Below are 17,592 nucleotides of genomic sequence, written 5' to 3' on the forward strand. Positions count from 1 at the left end.
AAATGCCCGGCAGATGCGGAACTGCCCGATGACAAGAAAAATTAACCGGACCCGATGGATTCGTGGGCTTGCGCTCGCCGCAGCCGCGTTGTCCCTTTGCCTGGGTTCGATGCTGCCGGCCCATTACGCCGAAGCGCAGGAGCTTCGTTATCAGCGCCGCTCCATCCTCGATTTCTTTCTCGGCCGCCGTTACATCGACGAGAATCCACAGCCCGAAATGCGTGACCAGCCGCGGCGGCAACAGCAGCCCCGCAGGCGCCCGCCTGCGCAGAAGGCCGTGACACCAATGCGCACGGCGCCGGTCCCGCCCAGCCAACCCGTGGTCCAAAAGCTCGACAACGCCCAGAAAATTCTGGTCGTTGGCGACTTTCTGGCCGGCGGGCTGGGTGACGGCCTCACCGCCGCTTTCGAAACCTCGCCCGGTGTCGTGGTAGAAGCCCGCAGCAACGTCTCGTCTGGCCTCGTTCGCGACGACTACTACAATTGGCCCGGCGAATTGCCGAAAATGATCGACGAGCTGAAACCGGCTATGGTCGTCGTCATGATCGGCGCCAACGATCGCCAGCAGATGGTGACGGATGCCGGCAAGGAAAAGTTCCGCACCGATGGCTGGTTCAGCGAATATCAGCGCCGCGTGCTAGCCTTCGGCAAGGAGGTAACGAGCCGCAAGATTCCGCTGCTCTGGGTCGGACTTCCCGCCTTCGAATCCGATTCGATGACCGCTGACGCCGTGCAGATGAACCAGCTCTACCGCAATCAACTCGAAAGTATCGGTGGCGAATTCGTCGATATCTGGGACGGCTTCGTGGACGAGAATGGCAAGTTCATCGTCACCGGTTCCGATGTCAACGGCCAGCAGGTGCGCTTGCGCACGACCGATGGCATCAATCTGACGCAGGCAGGTCGCCGCAAGCTGGCCTTCTACGTGGAAAAGCCCGCTCGCCGCCTTCTTGGCACTCAGGCGAGCCCCGATCTCGTGCGCCTCGATCCCGGCAACCTGCCGGCGCTGACGCTGCCCAACAATCCGGTTGAACACACGCAGCCGATCAGCCTGTCCGACCCGAACCTCGATGGCGGAGCGGAACTGCTCGGCGCCAGCAAGATACCGCCGGTGACGCTGACGAAATCGCCGCGCGATCTCTTGGTCGAACAGGGGGAAATGGCCCCGGCGCCGGCGGGGCGTATAGACGATTACCGCATGCCGACGCTGAAGACGACGGCGGAAATCTCCGTGAAATAGCAAAGGGCCGCTTGAGCGGCCCTTATTGACATTCGGGACTTACTTGGCTGCCGCCTGCGGCCAGGTCAGATAGTCGAAGTTCGAGCCGATCTGGCCGAAATAGGCGTTGCTGTTGTCGAGCTGATCCACGTAGTGATTACCCTGCTTGACGAAGGACGCATCATCGCCGCGCTTCAGATGCGCGTTGAGGAAATCGTTCCAGCCGCTGGCGTCGATATCGGAGCCGGGCTTGCTGTCTGTATTCGCTTCATCCGGATTTTCGACATCCCAGGCGGTGATGGAAACGCCCTGCGTCGGATCGGAGACCGTCAGCGTACCATTTTCAAGAGCAGCCAGCATGTCATGCGCCGTACCACCAGTCCCTTCCTGCTGGGCCGCCTCTTCAAGCTGCTTTTTAAGCATGGCCATGAAGGAAGAACTCGTCACATCGGTACTTTCGCCCGACGTATCGGTCGTCTCCTCGGCCTGATCGTTCTGCGTCGAGAGCGTATCGAGCAGGCTTGCCAGCGCATTGTTGGAAAGTAGCGACGACGTGTCGGGATCGAGACCGTAGCTGCTGAGAATGCTGGCAGCGCTGGAGGGTTCGGTGGCACTCTGACTGCTGTCGCTGTCGGAACCGCGCAGGTTCTTCAGGGCATATTGGGCTGAGACCAGCCGCGTACTATCGATTGCGGAAACCATGGTTTTTCCTTTGATATGGTCCGCAGCAACCTTGTCCCTGCGCCACGGCCAACAGTAAACGCCTCACGACTGAGCGGACGGGGCATGTCCGGCCAGTCGTCGCGGGCCGGTTCGGGCCTGCGCACGCAAGAATCCTGCGGTTCGGGAATTGCATGGAGCTTGCCGGAGGCCGCGGCGCGTCAACCGGTCGCACCACGAAAAACTCCGCCGGAATACGGCGGAGTTTTATCGCTCGACGAATTATTCGAAGAGGATCAGCTCGGCAGGACGGTGGAGCCCATCAGTGCCTCGTCGATCGCGCGTGCCGCCTGGCGGCCTTCGCGGATCGCCCAGACCACCAGCGATTGGCCGCGGCGCACGTCACCGGCCGTCCAGAGCTTGTCGACCGAGGTCTTGTAGTCACGATCGTTGGCAACGACGTTGGTCGATCCGCGCTTGTCGACATTGAGCGTCAGCTTGCCGTCGAGTTCCTTCAAAACGCTGTCGTTGAACGGACCGCTGAAGCCGATGGCGATAAAGGCAAGATCCGCCTTGATGACAAAATCCGTACCCGGAACCGGGCGGCGGCGCTCATCGACTTCGCAGCACTTCACACCGGTCAGCACGCCGTCTTCACCGACGAATTCGAGCGTCGCGACCTGGAATTCGCGGATCGCGCCTTCGGCCTGCGAAGAGGAGGTGCGCATCTTCGTGGCCCAGAACGGCCAGACGGCGAGCTTGTCTTCCTTCTCCGGCGGCTGCGGCCGAATGTCGAGCTGGGTCACCTTGACAGCCCCCTGACGGAAGGCCGTGCCGACGCAGTCCGACGCCGTGTCACCACCTCCGACGACCACGATATGCTTGGCGCCGGCCAGGATCGGGTCGGACGGCCAGCCGGTGCTGTCGATATTCTCGCGACCGACACGCTTGTTCTGCTGAACGAGATACGGCATCGCATCGTGAACACCGGCGAGATCGGTGCCGGGAATACCGGCTGCGCGCGGCGTCTCGGAGCCGCCGCAGTAAAGCACGGCATCATAATCGGCGAGCAACTGTTCGACCTTGACGTCGACGCCGACATTGACGCCGCAATGGAAGGTGACGCCCTCTCCCTTCATCTGCTCGACGCGGCGATCGATGAAGTTCTTTTCCATCTTGAAGTCCGGAATGCCGTAGCGCAGCAGACCGCCCGGCTTCGTCTCACGCTCGTAGAGATGCACGTCATGACCGGCGCGGCCGAGCTGCTGGGCAGCAGCCATGCCTGCGGGGCCGGAACCGATGATCGCGACCTTCTTGCCGGTATGGATCGTTGCCGGCTGCGGGCGGATGAAGCCGAGCTCGTAAGCCTTGTCGGCAATCGCCTGCTCGACCGTCTTGATGGCAACAGGCGCGTCCTCGAGGTTCAGCGTACAGGCCTCTTCACAGGGAGCGGGGCAGACGCGACCTGTGAATTCCGGGAAGTTGTTGGTCGAATGCAGGTTCTGGATCGCCGCTTCCCAGTTGTTGTTGTAGACGAGGTCGTTCCAGTCCGGAATCTGGTTGTGAACCGGGCAGCCGGTCGGGCCGTGGCAGTAGGGGATGCCACAGTCCATGCAGCGCGCTGCCTGTTTCTGCACTTCCGGGTCCGACATCGGGATCGTGAATTCGCGGAAATGACGGATGCGATCCGACGCCGGCTGATACTTCGCCACCTGCCGGTCGATTTCCAGAAAACCTGTAACCTTACCCATATTTTCGTCCCTTACCCTCATGACCGCCTCGCCCGCGGCCAGTTGTCTGTTCAGCCTCGATCGCGGAGGCAGGTTGTTTGTCTTGACCGTCATCAGAACATATCCCTTGTCGCCATCCACGCGGTTGCGCAAGCTTCGGGCTTGCGGCTGATCGTCGTTGAGTCATTGAGATATTTCGGTCATCCGCCACGCGCGCTTTGGAGCGTGGCGGATTGTTCGGTGCAATTATTCGGCAGCGATGCCCATCCGGCTGCGTTCCATTTCCTCAAGGGCGCGCCGGTACTCGACGGGCATGACCTTGCGGAATTTCGGGCGGTAGTCGGCCCAGTGCTCAAGGATTTCCTTGGCGCGGGTGGAGCCCGTATAGTGCAGATGGTTGGAGATCAACTGGTAGAGGCGCTCCTCGTCGTGGCGCGTCATGTCACCAGAGACGTCGACTCGTCCCTTGTGCATGAGGTCGCCTCCGTGATGGTGCAGCTTCTCCAGCATGTCATCCTCTTCCGGAACCGGCTCGAGCTCGACCATGGCCATGTTGCAGCGGCTGGCGAAATCGCCGGTCTCGTCGAGAACATAGGCCACGCCGCCGGACATGCCGGCCGCGAAGTTGCGGCCCGTTGCGCCGAGCACGACGACCACGCCACCCGTCATATACTCGCAGCCGTGGTCGCCCACGCCTTCAACGACGGTGATCGCACCGGAGTTGCGAACTGCGAAACGCTCGCCCGCGACACCACGGAAGTAGCACTCGCCTTCGGTCGCCCCGTAAAGAACGGTATTACCGACGATGATCGAGTTTTCAGCGACGATCCTCGAATTGTCAGGCGGGCGGATAATGATCTTGCCGCCCGAGAGACCCTTGCCGACATAGTCGTTACCGTCGCCGATCAGGTTGAAGGTGACGCCGCGTGCCAGGAACGCGCCGAAGCTCTGCCCGGCGGTACCTTTCAGGGTGACGTTGATCGTATCTTCCTTCAGCCCACGATGGTTATAACGCTTGGCGACCTCGCCCGAGAGCATTGCACCGGCCGAACGATCGACGTTCTTGATATCGACTTCGAAGGCGACGGGCGTCTTCGATGCCAGTGCCGGCTCGGCGGCCGCAATCATCTTGCGGTCGAGAATGTCGTCGATCGGGTGCTTCTGGCGTGTTGTCCAGTAGGTCTCTTCCTTCGGTGCATCGACCTTGTGGAAGATCTTGGCGAAGTCGAGCCCCTTGGCCTTCCAGTGCGCCAGCATCTCATCCTTCTCGAGCAGTTCCGAAGCACCGATGATATCATCGAGCCTGGTGAAGCCGAGGGAGGCGAGAATTTCGCGCACTTCGTTGGCGACGAAGAAGAAGTAGTTGATGACATGCTCGGGAGTGCCCTTGAAGCGCTTGCGCAGGACGGGATCCTGCGTCGCCACGCCGACCGGACAGGTGTTGAGATGGCACTTGCGCATCATGATGCAGCCGGCAGCAATCAGCGGAGCCGTCGCAAAGCCGAATTCGTCGGCGCCGAGCAGCGCGCCGACGACGACGTCACGGCCGGTCTTCAGACCACCATCGACCTGCAGGGCAACACGCGAGCGCAGCCCGTTCAGCACCAGAGTCTGCTGTGTTTCGGCAAGGCCGATTTCCCAGGGCGAACCGGCATGCTTCAGCGAAGTGAGCGGTGATGCACCTGTACCGCCGTCGAAACCGGCGACCGTGATGTGGTCGGCACGGGCCTTGGCAACACCGGCGGCAACCGTGCCGACGCCGACTTCCGAGACGAGCTTGACCGATACATCCGAGGTCGGATTGACGTTCTTCAGGTCGTAGATCAGCTGCGCCAGATCTTCGATCGAGTAGATGTCATGGTGCGGTGGCGGCGAAATCAGGCCGACGCCCGGCGTCGAGTGACGGGTCTTGGCAACGACCGCATCGACCTTGTGGCCGGGCAACTGGCCGCCTTCACCGGGCTTGGCGCCCTGCGCGACCTTGATCTGCAGCACATCGGCATTGACCAGATATTCCGTCGTCACGCCGAAACGGCCGGAGGCGATCTGCTTGATCGCCGAGCGCTCGGGGTTCGACGAACCACTCGGCAGCGGCATGTAACGGTCGCTCTCTTCACCGCCTTCGCCGGTGTTCGACTTGCCGCCGATCCGGTTCATGGCGATTGCCAGCGTCGTATGCGCCTCGCGGCTGATCGAGCCGAAGGACATGGCACCCGTCGAGAAGCGCTTGACGATATCGACCGCGGGCTCAACGCTGTCGAGCGAGACCGGCGTGCGGCCGAGTGCCTCGGCGCTCTTGATCTTGAAGAGGCCGCGGATCGTGTTCATGCGCAGTGCCGAGGTGTTCACCATCTCGGAGAATTCGCGGTAACGATCCTCGGCATTGCCGCGCACCGCATGCTGCAGGGCAGCCACGGCATCCGGCGTCCAGGCATGGCTTTCGCCGCGCATACGGTAGGCATATTCGCCGCCGATATCGAGGTTGCTCGCCAGGATCGGATCGCGGCCGAAGGCAGACTTGTGACGGATGACCGTCTCGTTGGCGATTTCTTCCAGACCGACGCCTTCGATCGTCGTTGCCGTACCGAAGAAATACTTGTCGACGAATTCCGACTGCAGGCCGATCGCATCGAAGATCTGCCCGCCGCAATAGGACTGATAGGTCGAGATGCCCATCTTGGACATGACCTTCAGGATGCCCTTACCGACAGCCTTGATATAGCGATAGACGACTTCGTTGGCGTCGACTTCCTTCGGGAATTCACCCTTGGCATGCATGTCGAGCAGCGTGTCGAAAGCGAGATAGGGGTTGATCGCTTCCGCGCCGTAACCGGCCAGCAGGCAGAAATGATGCACTTCGCGCGGCTCGCCGGTCTCGACGACGAGACCAACCGACGTGCGCAGCCCCTTGCGGATCAGGTGATGGTGGACGGCAGCAGTCGCCAGCAGCGCCGGGATCGCGATACGATCCGGACCGATCTGGCGGTCGGAGAGCACGATGATGTTATAGCCGCCCTTGACGGCCGCTTCCGCACGCTCGCACAGACGGTCGAGCATTTCCGGCATGCCTTCGGCGCCACGCTCGACATCATAGGTGAAGTCGAGCGTCTTGGTGTCGAAACGGTCTTCCGTGTGACCGATGGAGCGGATCTTTTCGAGATCGCCATTGGTCAGGATCGGCTGGCGTACTTCCAGTCGCTTGGCATTCGCCATGCCTTCATGGTCGAGAATGTTCGGACGCGGACCGATGAAGGAAACGAGGCTCATGACCAGTTCTTCGCGGATCGGGTCGATCGGCGGGTTCGTCACCTGCGCGAAGTTCTGCTTGAAATAGGTGTAAAGCAGCTTCGACTTCTCGGACATGGCCGAGATCGGCGTATCCGTGCCCATCGAGCCGATCGCTTCCTGACCCGTCGTCGCCATCGGCGACATCAGGATCTTGGTGTCCTCGGTCGTGTAACCGAAGGCCTGCTGGCGATCGAGCAGTGAGACGTCTCGGCGAAGCGCGCGCGGCTCGACCGGCTTCAGGTCTTCCAGAATGAGCTGCGTGCGGTTGAGCCAGCTGCGATAGGGATGTGCGTTGGCAAGCTGCGCCTTCACCTCGTCATCGGAGATGATCCGGCCCTCCTCCATATCGATCAGCAGCATCTTGCCAGGCTGCAGACGCCACTTCTGGATGATGCTCTCTTCGGGAACCGGCAGAGTGCCGGCTTCCGATGCCAGGATGACGCGGTCGTCATCGGTGACGAGATAGCGTGCCGGACGCAGGCCGTTACGGTCGAGCGTCGCACCGATCTGCTTGCCATCGGTGAAGGCAACGGCAGCCGGCCCGTCCCACGGCTCCATCAGCGCGGCATGATACTCGTAGAATGCCTTGCGTTCGGGCGACATGGACTGATTACCCGCCCATGCTTCCGGGATCAGCATCATGACGGCATGCGATAGCGAATAGCCGCCGCGCAGAAGGAATTCGAGCGCGTTATCGAAACAGGCCGTATCCGACTGGCCTTCATAGGAGATCGGCCAGAGCTTGGAAATGTCCTCGCCGAAGAGCGGCGAGGAAACCGAAGCCTGTCGTGCCGCCATCCAGTTGACATTGCCGCGCAGCGTGTTGATTTCGCCGTTATGGGCGACCATGCGATAGGGGTGCGCGAGCTTCCACGACGGGAAGGTGTTGGTCGAGAAGCGTTGATGCACGAGGGCGACCGCGCTTTCGAAACGCGGGTCCGCCAGGTCCTTGTAATAGGCGCCGACCTGATAGGCCAGGAACATGCCCTTGTAGACGACGGTCGTGCTGGACAGCGACACCGGATAGAAGTGGCTCTCCTCACCGTCGAACTCGTCATAGATCCGGTTGGAAATGACCTTGCGAAGCGTGAAGAGCCGGCGCTCGAATTCGTCGTTCGTCGCGGCATCCTTGCCGGCGCCGATGAAGACCTGCACGTGATGCGGCTCGGTCGCTGCAATCGCCGGCGCCTTTGACAGAGATGAATTGTCGACCGGTACGTCACGGAAGCCGATAAGGACCTGACCTTCTTCGGCGATAACGTCCTTGATCACCTTCTTGAAGTGTTCGATCTGCTTTTCGTCGCGCGGCATGAAGATATGGCCGACGCCATATTCGCCGGCCTTCGGCAGGGTAATGCCCTGCTTGGCCATTTCCTCGCGGAAGAAGCGGTCGGGAATCTGCACCAGAATGCCGGCACCATCGCCCATCAGCGGATCGGCGCCGACGGCACCGCGATGCGTCAGGTTCTCGAGAATGAAGAGACCGTCCTTGACGATCTGATGCGACTTCTGCCCTTTCATATGCGCAACGAAGCCGACGCCGCAGGCATCGTGCTCATTGCGCGGATCGTAAAGCCCCTGTTTCTTCGGCAGACCGGAGGCGGATTTACGCGTATTGGCCATTGCGCGCGCGTCTGCTGCTGCGAACTGGTCAATATGCGTGGATGGCGTCATCTTCGTCATCGTCTTTCCTCCTGTCGAAGCCCGCGGGGCTGCGGGCGGCTTTTCGTCGCGCACCGCACCTTTAAGATAGGTCCGGCGCGTGACAGCGCTGTTGCATCATGAAGATCCGGTCGCAGACATCTGCTTTCAGGGAAAGCAAACCGTCGCGTTCCGCGCCTGCCATTCGCTTCCGTGCGCCGCCATATGGAAGGCTCAGCGCTCGAAAGAACTATAGCTTGAAAGCCGGTCTGTTCCAGGGCTTTCGGGCGCCTCTTCGGCCGTGAAGACCAAAATAGGACAGCAACCCTGTCCTAGTTCGTCCATTCAATGCCAGAAACAATTCCTCTTCGCAAGAGCGCCATCTTAAAAAAACGTCAATTTGCGACGGAAGATTGCCAGATCAACCAAAATGGCGACATAAAATTACCTTCCAACTTATCATTTTGTTTATTGATTGCGCAGTTCAATTTTTGTGATGCATCCAGGTTTCCGCCCTTGATCCTGTGAAGCTTTGGCGTAGTGTCCACTCCCGAAACTCCCTCCCCATCATTTTCAGCGGTTTTCTCTATGATTTTTGCTTCTGACAACTGGGCTGGCGCCCATAAATCCATTGCCGAACGCCTGCTCGCCGAATCCACCGGTTTTGCCGCCGCTTACGGCAACAGCGATCTCGACAAGCGAGTGGAAGCCCGCTTTTCAGAAATCTTCGAGCGCGACGTTTCCGTCTTCTTCGTTGCGACCGGCACCGCTGCCAACTCCCTGGCGCTGGCGAGCGTCCAGCGCCCTGGCGGGATCACCTTCTGCCATTCGGAAGCCCATGTGATCGAGGATGAATGCGGCGCCCCCGAATTCTTCTCCGGCTCCGCCCGCCTCATGGCCGTCGACGGCGAAGCCGGCAAGATCGATCCGACCAAGCTCTCGGCAAAGATCGCGCACTTCCCGGAGAATGCCCTTCGTCATGGCCGCGCCACCGCTGTGACCATCACCCAATCCACCGAAATCGGTACCGTCTATTCGCTGCCGGAAATCGGCGAGATTTCCACGATCGCCAAGAAGCGAGGACTACCCCTGCACATGGACGGCGCGCGCTTTGCCAATGCGCTCGTTGCATTGAAGGCAACACCTGCCGAAATGACCTGGAAGCGCGGCGTCGATATGCTCTCCTTCGGCGGCACGAAGAATGGTTGCTGGTGTGCGGAAGCGATCGTCTTCTTCAATCCGGAACAGGCGAAGGAAATGCATTTCATCCGCAAGCGCGCTGCCCAGCACTTCTCCAAGTCGCGTTTCATCTCCGCCCAGTTCGACGCCTATTTCGAAAACGGCCTCTGGCTTGATCTCGCCCGACACTCCAATGGCATGGCCGACGGTTTGCGCGCCGGCATCGGCGCGAGCAATTCGGCCCGGCTCGCCTGGCCGACCGCCTCTAACGAAGTTTTCGCGGTCATTCAGAAATCGGCGGCAAAAACGGCTGAGAGCAAGGGTGCAAAATTCTACGAGTGGCCGATCCCTGCCGGGATGCCGGATCTCGTTTCGGAGGGCGAAACTCTTGTCCGTCTCGTCACCAGCTTTGCAACGACCGAAGCCGATGTCGATGGCTTCCTCAAATGCCTGGCCGCCTGATTTCGCAAATGCCGGATTCGCGAAGGAAAATCCCGCCGTCGCCGGCGGGATTTCTGATTGAGGATCTTCAGGCCGACCGCAAGCCTCTGACCTTCTTCAGAATATCGTCCGAAAGAGCCGCCACGAGCGCCTGATCGGCTCCCTTCCGCGGCACCAGTACGAACTCGACATCCTCCAGCACCGGCAGCCGGGCCGGCGAGATTTCCTTCAACCCCGAGGGCGCCATGCTGCGCGGCTGCACGAGCACTCCCATTCCGGCGCGTGCTGCTGCCGTCAGTCCGCTGAGGCTGCCGCAGGTGCAGACGATCCGCCAGTCCACGCCCTGCCGACCGAGCGCTTCCAGCGCAATGGCGCGCGTCACACTCGGCGGCGGGAAAGCGATCAAGGGCAGTGGACCGGATGCGAGCACATGCTCTGGATCACGCGCCAGCCACACCAGCGGCTCCCGGTACACGAGCTTTCCGTGCTCATCGCCGAGCCTTCGCTTGGCAAGCACGAGATCGATCGCCCCTGCATCCTGCATTTCATAGAGCACGCCGGAAAGCGCCACCGTCAGTTCCATATCGACGGAAGGATGCGAGCGTACGAAATCTTCCAGCACCGCCGGCAAGCGGCTCGTCACAAAATCCTCGGAAACGCCAAGCCGCAGCCGCCCACGCAGGCTGCCGCTCTTGAACAGCGACTGCACCTGCCCCTCGATCGACAGCATCGCCCGCGCATGCGTCAGCAAGGCTTCGCCATCGCCGGTCAGCACGACCTTGTGCGTATCACGCTCCAGCAGCCGGCGCCCGAGTGACGTTTCCAGCCTCTGGATATGCTGGCTGACCGTCGACTGCCCAAGCCCAAGCCTTTCGGCGGCCAGAGTAAAGCTGCCCATCTGCTCGACGGTGACGAAACTGCGTAGCTGTGAGAGATCCAGCATCGGTGAAATCCAGATTTGTAATAACTGTTATTCCTTGCATCCTGTATCATAATGAGCGACAGAACAATGACTCTTTAAGTTAGGCGAGACAGCCATGCGGCGCTTTCTACCCGATACGTTCACCATCCTGCTCGTTTGCACCGTCATCCTCGCGTCGATCTTCCCCGCGAGCGGCACCTTTGCCGGCTGGTTCGGGGTAGCGACCGATTTTGCCATTGCGCTGCTGTTCTTCCTGCACGGCGCACGCCTCTCGCGTGATGTCGTCGTTGCCGGTCTGCTGCACTGGCGCCTGCACCTCATGATCCTGCTGACTACCTTCGGCCTCTTCCCGATCTTCGGGCTGGCGATAGGCTTCATCCCGGATTCGATCCTGCCTCAGCCGCTTTATCTCGGCATCCTCTTCCTTTGCGTGCTGCCGTCGACGGTGCAGTCCTCGATCGCCTTCACATCGATGGCCGGCGGAAACGTCCCCGCGGCGATCTGCTCGGCGTCGGCCTCGAACATCTTCGGCATGTTCCTGACGCCGCTGCTTGTCGGCCTGCTCTTCTCGGTCGGCGGCCATGGCGGCTTTTCCTTCGACGCACTGGAACAGATCCTGCTGCAATTGCTGGCTCCCTTCGTTGTCGGCCAGATCCTGCAGCCCTGGATCGGCGAGTGGATCCGCTCCAAGAAGAAAATCCTGATGCCCGTCGACCGCGGCTCCATCCTGATGGTTGTCTACCTGGCTTTCTCGACGGCCGTCGTCGAAGGTCTATGGCACACCTTTTCGATCGCCGATATCGCCGCCGTCATCATCGCCGATATGCTGCTACTGGCGCTCGTCCTCGTCATCACCATGCACGGCAGCCGCTGGTTGGGCTTCAACAAGGCGGACGAGATCACCATCACCTTCTGCGGCTCGAAGAAGAGCCTTGCAAGCGGTGTTCCAATGGCAAACGTCATCTTTGCCGGCCAATCGATCGGCGCGATCGTCCTGCCGCTGATGCTCTTTCACCAGATCCAGCTGATGGTCTGCGCCGTCATCGCCCAGAAATATGCCGCTGCCGCAGCGCGCCGCACATCGGAAAAAAAGCTTGAAGAAGCGACAAGCCCGGCCTGACCAGGTGAGACGGCTTCAAAACAAAAACGGCGCCCTTTTGGGCGCCGTTTCGGTCTGATCCGGTTGAAAGCGGATTAGCTGTTGACGACCTGTGCTTCGATCGACTTCGGAGCCTCGACCGGCTCAGCGGCAATAGCGATCTTGCGGGGCTTCAGAGCCTCGGGGATGCTGCGCAGAAGGTCGATATGCAAGAGGCCGTTCTTCAGCGAAGCGGCGGTCACTTCGACATGGTCGGCAAGCTGGAAGCGGCGCTCGAAAGCGCGCTTTGCAATGCCGCGGTAGAGATACTCGCCGCCATCGGCATTTTCTTCGCGCTTTTCACCCTTCACGGTGAGCGCGTGGGCATGCGATTCAATGGCGAGTTCGGTTTCGTCAAAGCCGGCAACGGCCATGGTGATGCGATAGGTGTTCTCACCGGTCCGTTCGATATTGTAAGGCGGATAGGTCGGAACCTGGTCCGGCTGGGAAAGGCTGTCGAGCATCGTGAACAGACGGTCGAAGCCAACGGTGGAACGATAAAGGGGAGAGAAGTCTACGTGACGCATGATGTCCTCCTAGGGAAGCGACGTGTTGCGATAGCATGTCCGTGAAACCCCATTCTTGGCGGCTCCGGGACGATTGCGCGGACCCTTCTGGCGTCCGCAAAGTTCAGATGGGGATGGCCTTCATGGACTTCAAGCCCTCTTCAAAACGCTGGGATTTCTGCGTGAACCCTGCATGAACGGCAGGTTCGGAGAAGGTTCAGCCGCCTCTCACTAGAGATAGGCGCATCGGGTGACACTGGCCCGACGGCTGAAGTGTATCGTCCCTTCTTCTTCAGCCTCAATTCGGCCGGCCAAGAGCTCCCTCAGCTCCGCCGGCCACTTTTCTTCAAGCATAGAGCTCTGCGAGTCGATCCGGCGGATCGATATCGAGACAATCCAGCTGCAGATGGTCGAGCCGATTGATTGGCGGGCGCCGAAATTGACAGGCCGATGGAGGACCCAAATCGTGACCGGCCTCCCGGCGCCCCAATCTTCAGTCATGCACGTGCGGATAACCGGCTTCATGCCGGGACAAATCGTTCGTTCGCACTAACTTTAGCGTGTCTCAGCTTTCGCCGAGCTTGTCGCATGGAGAAATCTCGTTCCATTATACTTCGCTTATATTAAGCGGTAATTTCGCCATTGATTTTCCCAATCCCTGCGGTATCCCCTAGTAAATCTCTCACGCGAAGAAACACTGGCCATGGAACAGGTGCTTTACTCAACTCCAGACAATCCGGCGCCGGAGAACCGCACCGAAGGTTTTTTCGAGACCCACGACGGCCATAGGTTGCGTTATGCCGTCTTCCGGTCGCAAACACCCGCAGCCCATGGAACGGTGGTGCTTCTGCATGGCCGTAGCGAATGTATCGAGAAGTATTTCGAAACGATCCGCGACCTCACTTCCAAGGGTCTCTGGGTCGCGACCTACGACCTGCGCGGCCAGGGCGGCTCACCACGGCTGATCAAGAAGCGCAATCACGGCCACCTCCGCCGCTTTTCCGACTACGAGCGCGACCTCGACACCTTCCTCGAGAAGGTCGTGCTGCCGGATACAAGGCTGCCCTTCTACATGCTCGCCCATTCGACCGGCGGACTGATCGCGCTTTCTGCCGCACCTTATCTTTCGACGCGTATCGAACGCATGGTACTGTCCGCCCCTTTCCTCGGCCTTATAGGCCAGGCCGCTTCCGAGGGGATGATCCGCGCGGTGTCGGCGACGCTCAGCACGATCGGCCTTGGTGCCTTGCCGCTCGGCAAGATGAAAGAATTGCAGTTCCCCGATAACCCTCTGACATCGGATGAAACGCGTTTCGAGCGAAACGCGGCGATCGCAAGGGCTCACCCGGAACTTGCTCTGGGAGCGCCGACTGCCCGCTGGATGCACGAATGCATGAAAGCGATCGACCGGGTGACCCAGCCCTATCATCTCTTCTCGATCACGATCCCCTCTGTCGTCATCGCACCGACGCGCGACGGCCTGGTGCCCTATACGGCGCAAGAGCGGCTTTCGCGCTATTTCCGTGCCGGCCAACTCGTGCCGATCAATGGCGCCCGACACGAGGTATTCCAGGAAAGAGATATGTACCGCGCCGCCGCGCTGGCAGCGCTCCACGCCTTCATTCCAGGCAGCGATGCTGAGGCGACCGAGGATGTGGCTGCGATCGGCGCATGAGCCTCAGCGCTGCAGAATCTCGACGGCTTCTTCATAAACCGCCCTGCTGCCGGCAGCGATGATCGAACCGCCATTTTCCGGCCGCCCGCCATCCCAGGTGGTCATGATGCCGCCGGCACCCTCGATGACAGGAATGATGCCGCCGACGTCGTAAGGCTTGAGGCTGTTTTCGACAACAAGATCGACATGGCCCGCCGCCAGCAGCGCATAGGCGTAACAATCGCAGCCATAGCGGAAAAGCCGTACCTTGCTTTCGATTTCGCGGTACTTGTCCATCTCCTCGCCGACGAAGAGATGTGGCGATGTTGTGAACAGGATGGCATTGGAAAGAGCACCGCAATCACGCACCTGCAGCCGGCGCTCGCCCTCAGGTCCGCTGTAGGTCGAACCATTCTCGTCGCCGAAATAGCGTTCGCCGGTGAAAGGCTGCTCGATCATGCCAGCAATAGCCCGGCCGTTCTTCTGCAGGCCGATCAGTGTCCCCCAGACAGGAACGCCCGAGATGAATGCGCGCGTGCCGTCGATCGGGTCGATCACCCACACATGCTCGCGATCAAGGCCGACATTGCCGTGCTCTTCGCCGAGAATGCCGTGGTCGGGGAAATGCGCCTCAATCAGCGCGCGGATCGCGGTTTCTGCCGCCCTGTCGCCTTCGGTGACCGGGTCGAAGCCGGAGGACAGCTTGTTGGTGACATTGGTGCCCGAGCGAAAACGCGGCAGGGTTTCCGCCTTCGCAGCTTCGGCAAGACGGTTGAAGAACGAACGGTCAGGAAGCATGGAGAAATCCGTATAGCTGGCGGGAAATGGCGCTTTTCATAGCGAAAAAGCGGTTGAATGCAAATGAAACGGGCAATTTCGGCTTAGCTGCCTAAAGATTTTGCAGTGCAATATAATGCTTGACATTTGTGCAATGCAACAGTAGTTTCCTGATTACAGTCTTCTGACTGTAAATACCCTCCTTGGGTGTTTCCTCCCTAGACTTAGCCGCGCTGACAAGGCGCGGTTTTTTTTGACCTGATTGAGAAATTACTCGGCAGCAAGCGCCCGGTCGCCGGAGAATTTCTCGACGTAGTCGGCCATCTGCCGCATGAACGACGTGATGGCGGTCACAACGATGTCGAAATCGGGCCGCTTCTCCAGCGTGACCTCATCGACATAGATCGAACGATTGACCTCGATCTGCAGCGCATGCAGCCCGCGTGACGGGCGGCCGTAATGTTCGGTGATGAAGCCGCCGGCATAAGGTTTGTTGCGGATCGCGGCAAAACCCATTTCCTCGAGGATGCCGATCGCCGTGCGCGAAAGCTCTGACGAAGCGCTGGTGCCGTAGCGGTCGCCTATGATGAAATCGGGTCGCGCATTGCTGCCGGCAACGCGCACATTGCCAGGCATGGAATGGCAATCGATCAGGACACCAAAGCCAAACTGTACGTGCGTGCGCGCGATCAGCCGCCGCAGCGTCGAATGATAGGGCTTGTAGACGCTTTCGACACGTTCCAGCCCTTCCTGTACGGGCAGCCGGCGCGCATAGATTTCCATATTCTCGGCCACGATGCGCGGAATGGTCCCAAGTCCACCGGCAACCCTCAGCGAATTGATATTCGCATAAGGCGGCAACAGGCCGTCGAACATGCGCGGATCGAGCTCATACGGCTCTCGGTTGACGTCCAGATAAGCGCGCGGGAAGTTCGCAAGCAGGAGTGGCGCGCCGAGGTCCACGGCCGCACCGAACAGTTCATCGACATAATGGTCTTCGGACCGGCGTATCGAGATGCCTTCCAGCCGCGACTGTGCGATGAATTCCGGTGGATAAATACGGCCGCTGTGAGGGGAGTTGTAGACGAAGGGGATGGTCTGCGACACGGGCTCATGCACTTCAAAAAGCTCGTATTCGCGTATTTCCGGCACTTTCTGCCCTCTTTACCATGTCATCAAGTGGCTGTGAGGGCTATGTTGCCAGTTGCCTGCCCTTAAGTCCATACTACATGGAAGGGATAGCGGCCGCGGCTAGGGCGATTTCACCGGTTGTTTACCGGGCGAAGTATAGTGTAGACGGCTGGTATCCCATAAAAAACGTAGTGATCAGCGGTCCGGATTAATGACTCAGAAGATACTTCTCGCCGAAGACGACAATGATATGCGCCGCTTCCTGGTGAAGGCGCTTGAAAAGGCCGGCTACAAGGTCCTTTCCTACGACAACGGCGCTAGCGCTTATGACCGCCTGCGTGAGGAGCCCTTCTCCCTGCTCTTGACCGATATCGTCATGCCGGAAATGGATGGCATCGAACTGGCGCGGCGCGCCACCGAACTCGATCCCGACCTGAAGGTGATGTTCATCACCGGTTTTGCAGCCGTTGCACTGAACCCTGATTCGAAGGCTCCCAAGGATGCGAAGGTCCTTTCCAAGCCTTTCCACCTGCGCGACCTCGTCGAAGAGGTCAACAAGATGCTTGCCGCATAAGGCGTCTTGGCGGATCGTCACAAAACTTCAAAAAAGCCTATTGACGGCTCCGGAGGTTTTGTGGTCTATGCGCCGACATCGGATGGGCGTGTAGCTCAGCGGGAGAGCACTACGTTGACATCGTAGGGGTCACAAGTTCGATCCTTGTCACGCCCACCATCCTAATTCGCTGAAAAGCAAGGCCTTTCGAGAAATCGAAAGGCCTTTTTAGTTTTGGCGCTGTGGCCTTCGCAGGCTCTTCTAAGACCGGTACGAAGTGTCTGCTTGTTCGTGCCGCATTTGCCGAAACTTCCCTGAAAAGTGGCTTGACCAAACGGTTGCAATGTTGCTTCGCTCTCCCTCATTGGGGGTGCACATGAAAATTTTCATCGGATTGATATTGCTGCTGGTGTTGAGCTGGAGCCCGGCTTCCGCAAAAGAAGACATGACGCTCCGCGCGCTCATGGAGAGCAAGGAGACAAGCGTCGTCACGATGCTGATTGGCGGGGCGGGATTGACACTTCGAATGGTGAACACCCACCTCGCAGCTGAGGGCAAGCCCCTCTTATATTGCTCACCGCGGAACGTCACGATTTCGCAAACCGAGTACGTCGAAATCGTGAAGAGATATCTGGAGCGGCACCCGGATATCGGTGAGAAGACGTTCCAGGCTTATCCCTTGGTCCTGCTCAGGTCACTGGAGCAAATGTATCCGTGCTGAGACGATAGAAATCCATCTTCGACGCCAAACCA

Annotated in this window: 13 protein-coding genes and 1 tRNA gene; 7 read left to right on the forward strand and 7 right to left on the reverse strand. The window is 59.7% G+C overall.

Annotation, left to right across the window (positions count from 1 at the left end; all coding sequences use genetic code 11):
• Positions 1 to 28 precede the first annotated feature (28 nt).
• Positions 29 to 1,240 carry a DUF459 domain-containing protein gene (locus tag FHT93_RS29075; RefSeq protein WP_183850713.1) on the forward strand — a complete coding sequence of 404 codons (1,212 nt, stop codon included), beginning with the start codon at positions 29 to 31 and terminating at the stop codon, positions 1,238 to 1,240.
• Between the two features lie 39 nt (positions 1,241 to 1,279).
• On the opposite strand, the gene FHT93_RS29080 is transcribed toward FHT93_RS29075, so the two are convergent.
• The 3 genes from FHT93_RS29080 to gltB form a co-directional block, all read right to left on the reverse strand.
• Positions 1,280 to 1,921, reverse strand: coding sequence for a hypothetical protein (locus tag FHT93_RS29080; RefSeq protein ID WP_183850715.1), 642 nt, complete (start codon positions 1,919 to 1,921; stop codon positions 1,280 to 1,282).
• A gap of 254 nt (positions 1,922 to 2,175) precedes the next feature.
• Positions 2,176 to 3,630 (reverse strand): glutamate synthase subunit beta, encoded by a 1,455-nt coding sequence (locus FHT93_RS29085; RefSeq protein ID WP_112544481.1) that lies wholly within the window; start codon positions 3,628 to 3,630, stop codon positions 2,176 to 2,178.
• A gap of 225 nt (positions 3,631 to 3,855) precedes the next feature.
• Entirely contained in the window at positions 3,856 to 8,580 is a 4,725-nt protein-coding gene (gltB, locus tag FHT93_RS29090) for a glutamate synthase large subunit (protein ID WP_183850717.1), read from the reverse strand.
• Positions 8,581 to 9,126: 546 nt separating this feature from the next.
• Between gltB and FHT93_RS29095 the strand changes: the two genes are divergently transcribed.
• A complete protein-coding gene (locus FHT93_RS29095) occupies positions 9,127 to 10,179 on the forward strand; it encodes a low specificity L-threonine aldolase (protein ID WP_183850719.1) in 1,053 nt (350 codons plus the stop codon).
• Positions 10,180 to 10,246: 67 nt separating this feature from the next.
• Here FHT93_RS29095 and FHT93_RS29100 read toward each other — a convergent pair whose 3' ends face one another.
• Positions 10,247 to 11,101 carry a LysR family transcriptional regulator gene (locus FHT93_RS29100; RefSeq protein WP_112544146.1) on the reverse strand — a complete coding sequence of 285 codons (855 nt, stop codon included), beginning with the start codon at positions 11,099 to 11,101 and terminating at the stop codon, positions 10,247 to 10,249.
• Positions 11,102 to 11,195: 94 nt separating this feature from the next.
• On the opposite strand from FHT93_RS29100, the gene FHT93_RS29105 reads away from it, so the two are divergent.
• Positions 11,196 to 12,200, forward strand: a complete 1,005-nt coding sequence (locus tag FHT93_RS29105) for a bile acid:sodium symporter family protein (protein WP_112544148.1) — start codon at positions 11,196 to 11,198, stop codon at positions 12,198 to 12,200.
• Positions 12,201 to 12,274: 74 nt separating this feature from the next.
• Here the strand turns inward: FHT93_RS29105 and FHT93_RS29110 are convergent, their stop codons facing one another.
• Entirely contained in the window at positions 12,275 to 12,745 is a 471-nt protein-coding gene (locus FHT93_RS29110; RefSeq protein ID WP_112544150.1) for an Hsp20 family protein, read from the reverse strand.
• Between the two features lie 682 nt (positions 12,746 to 13,427).
• On the opposite strand from FHT93_RS29110, the gene FHT93_RS29115 reads away from it, so the two are divergent.
• Entirely contained in the window at positions 13,428 to 14,399 is a 972-nt protein-coding gene (locus FHT93_RS29115) for an alpha/beta hydrolase (RefSeq protein ID WP_183850721.1), read from the forward strand.
• A 3-nt stretch (positions 14,400 to 14,402) separates the two neighbouring features.
• Here the strand turns inward: FHT93_RS29115 and hisN are convergent, their stop codons facing one another.
• The gene (hisN, locus tag FHT93_RS29120; protein WP_183850723.1) at positions 14,403 to 15,176 is read right to left on the reverse strand and encodes a histidinol-phosphatase; all 774 of its coding nucleotides are present in this window, start codon (positions 15,174 to 15,176) and stop codon (positions 14,403 to 14,405) included.
• Between the two features lie 249 nt (positions 15,177 to 15,425).
• Positions 15,426 to 16,307, reverse strand: coding sequence for an N-formylglutamate amidohydrolase (locus FHT93_RS29125; RefSeq protein WP_112544156.1), 882 nt, complete (start codon positions 16,305 to 16,307; stop codon positions 15,426 to 15,428).
• Positions 16,308 to 16,497: 190 nt separating this feature from the next.
• Here FHT93_RS29125 and cpdR1 point away from each other — a divergent pair, with 190 nt between their 5' ends.
• From cpdR1 to FHT93_RS29140, 3 genes are all read left to right on the forward strand, one after another.
• Positions 16,498 to 16,860, forward strand: coding sequence for a response regulator CpdR1 (cpdR1, locus tag FHT93_RS29130; protein WP_007527565.1), 363 nt, complete (start codon positions 16,498 to 16,500; stop codon positions 16,858 to 16,860).
• A gap of 84 nt (positions 16,861 to 16,944) precedes the next feature.
• Positions 16,945 to 17,019 (forward strand) — tRNA-Val (locus tag FHT93_RS29135).
• Between the two features lie 196 nt (positions 17,020 to 17,215).
• Entirely contained in the window at positions 17,216 to 17,560 is a 345-nt protein-coding gene (locus tag FHT93_RS29140; protein WP_162710080.1) for a hypothetical protein, read from the forward strand.
• Positions 17,561 to 17,592 lie beyond the last annotated feature (32 nt).

The sequence above is a fragment of the Rhizobium sp. BK379 genome (assembly GCF_014193955.1).
Classification (GTDB): domain Bacteria; phylum Pseudomonadota; class Alphaproteobacteria; order Rhizobiales; family Rhizobiaceae; genus Rhizobium.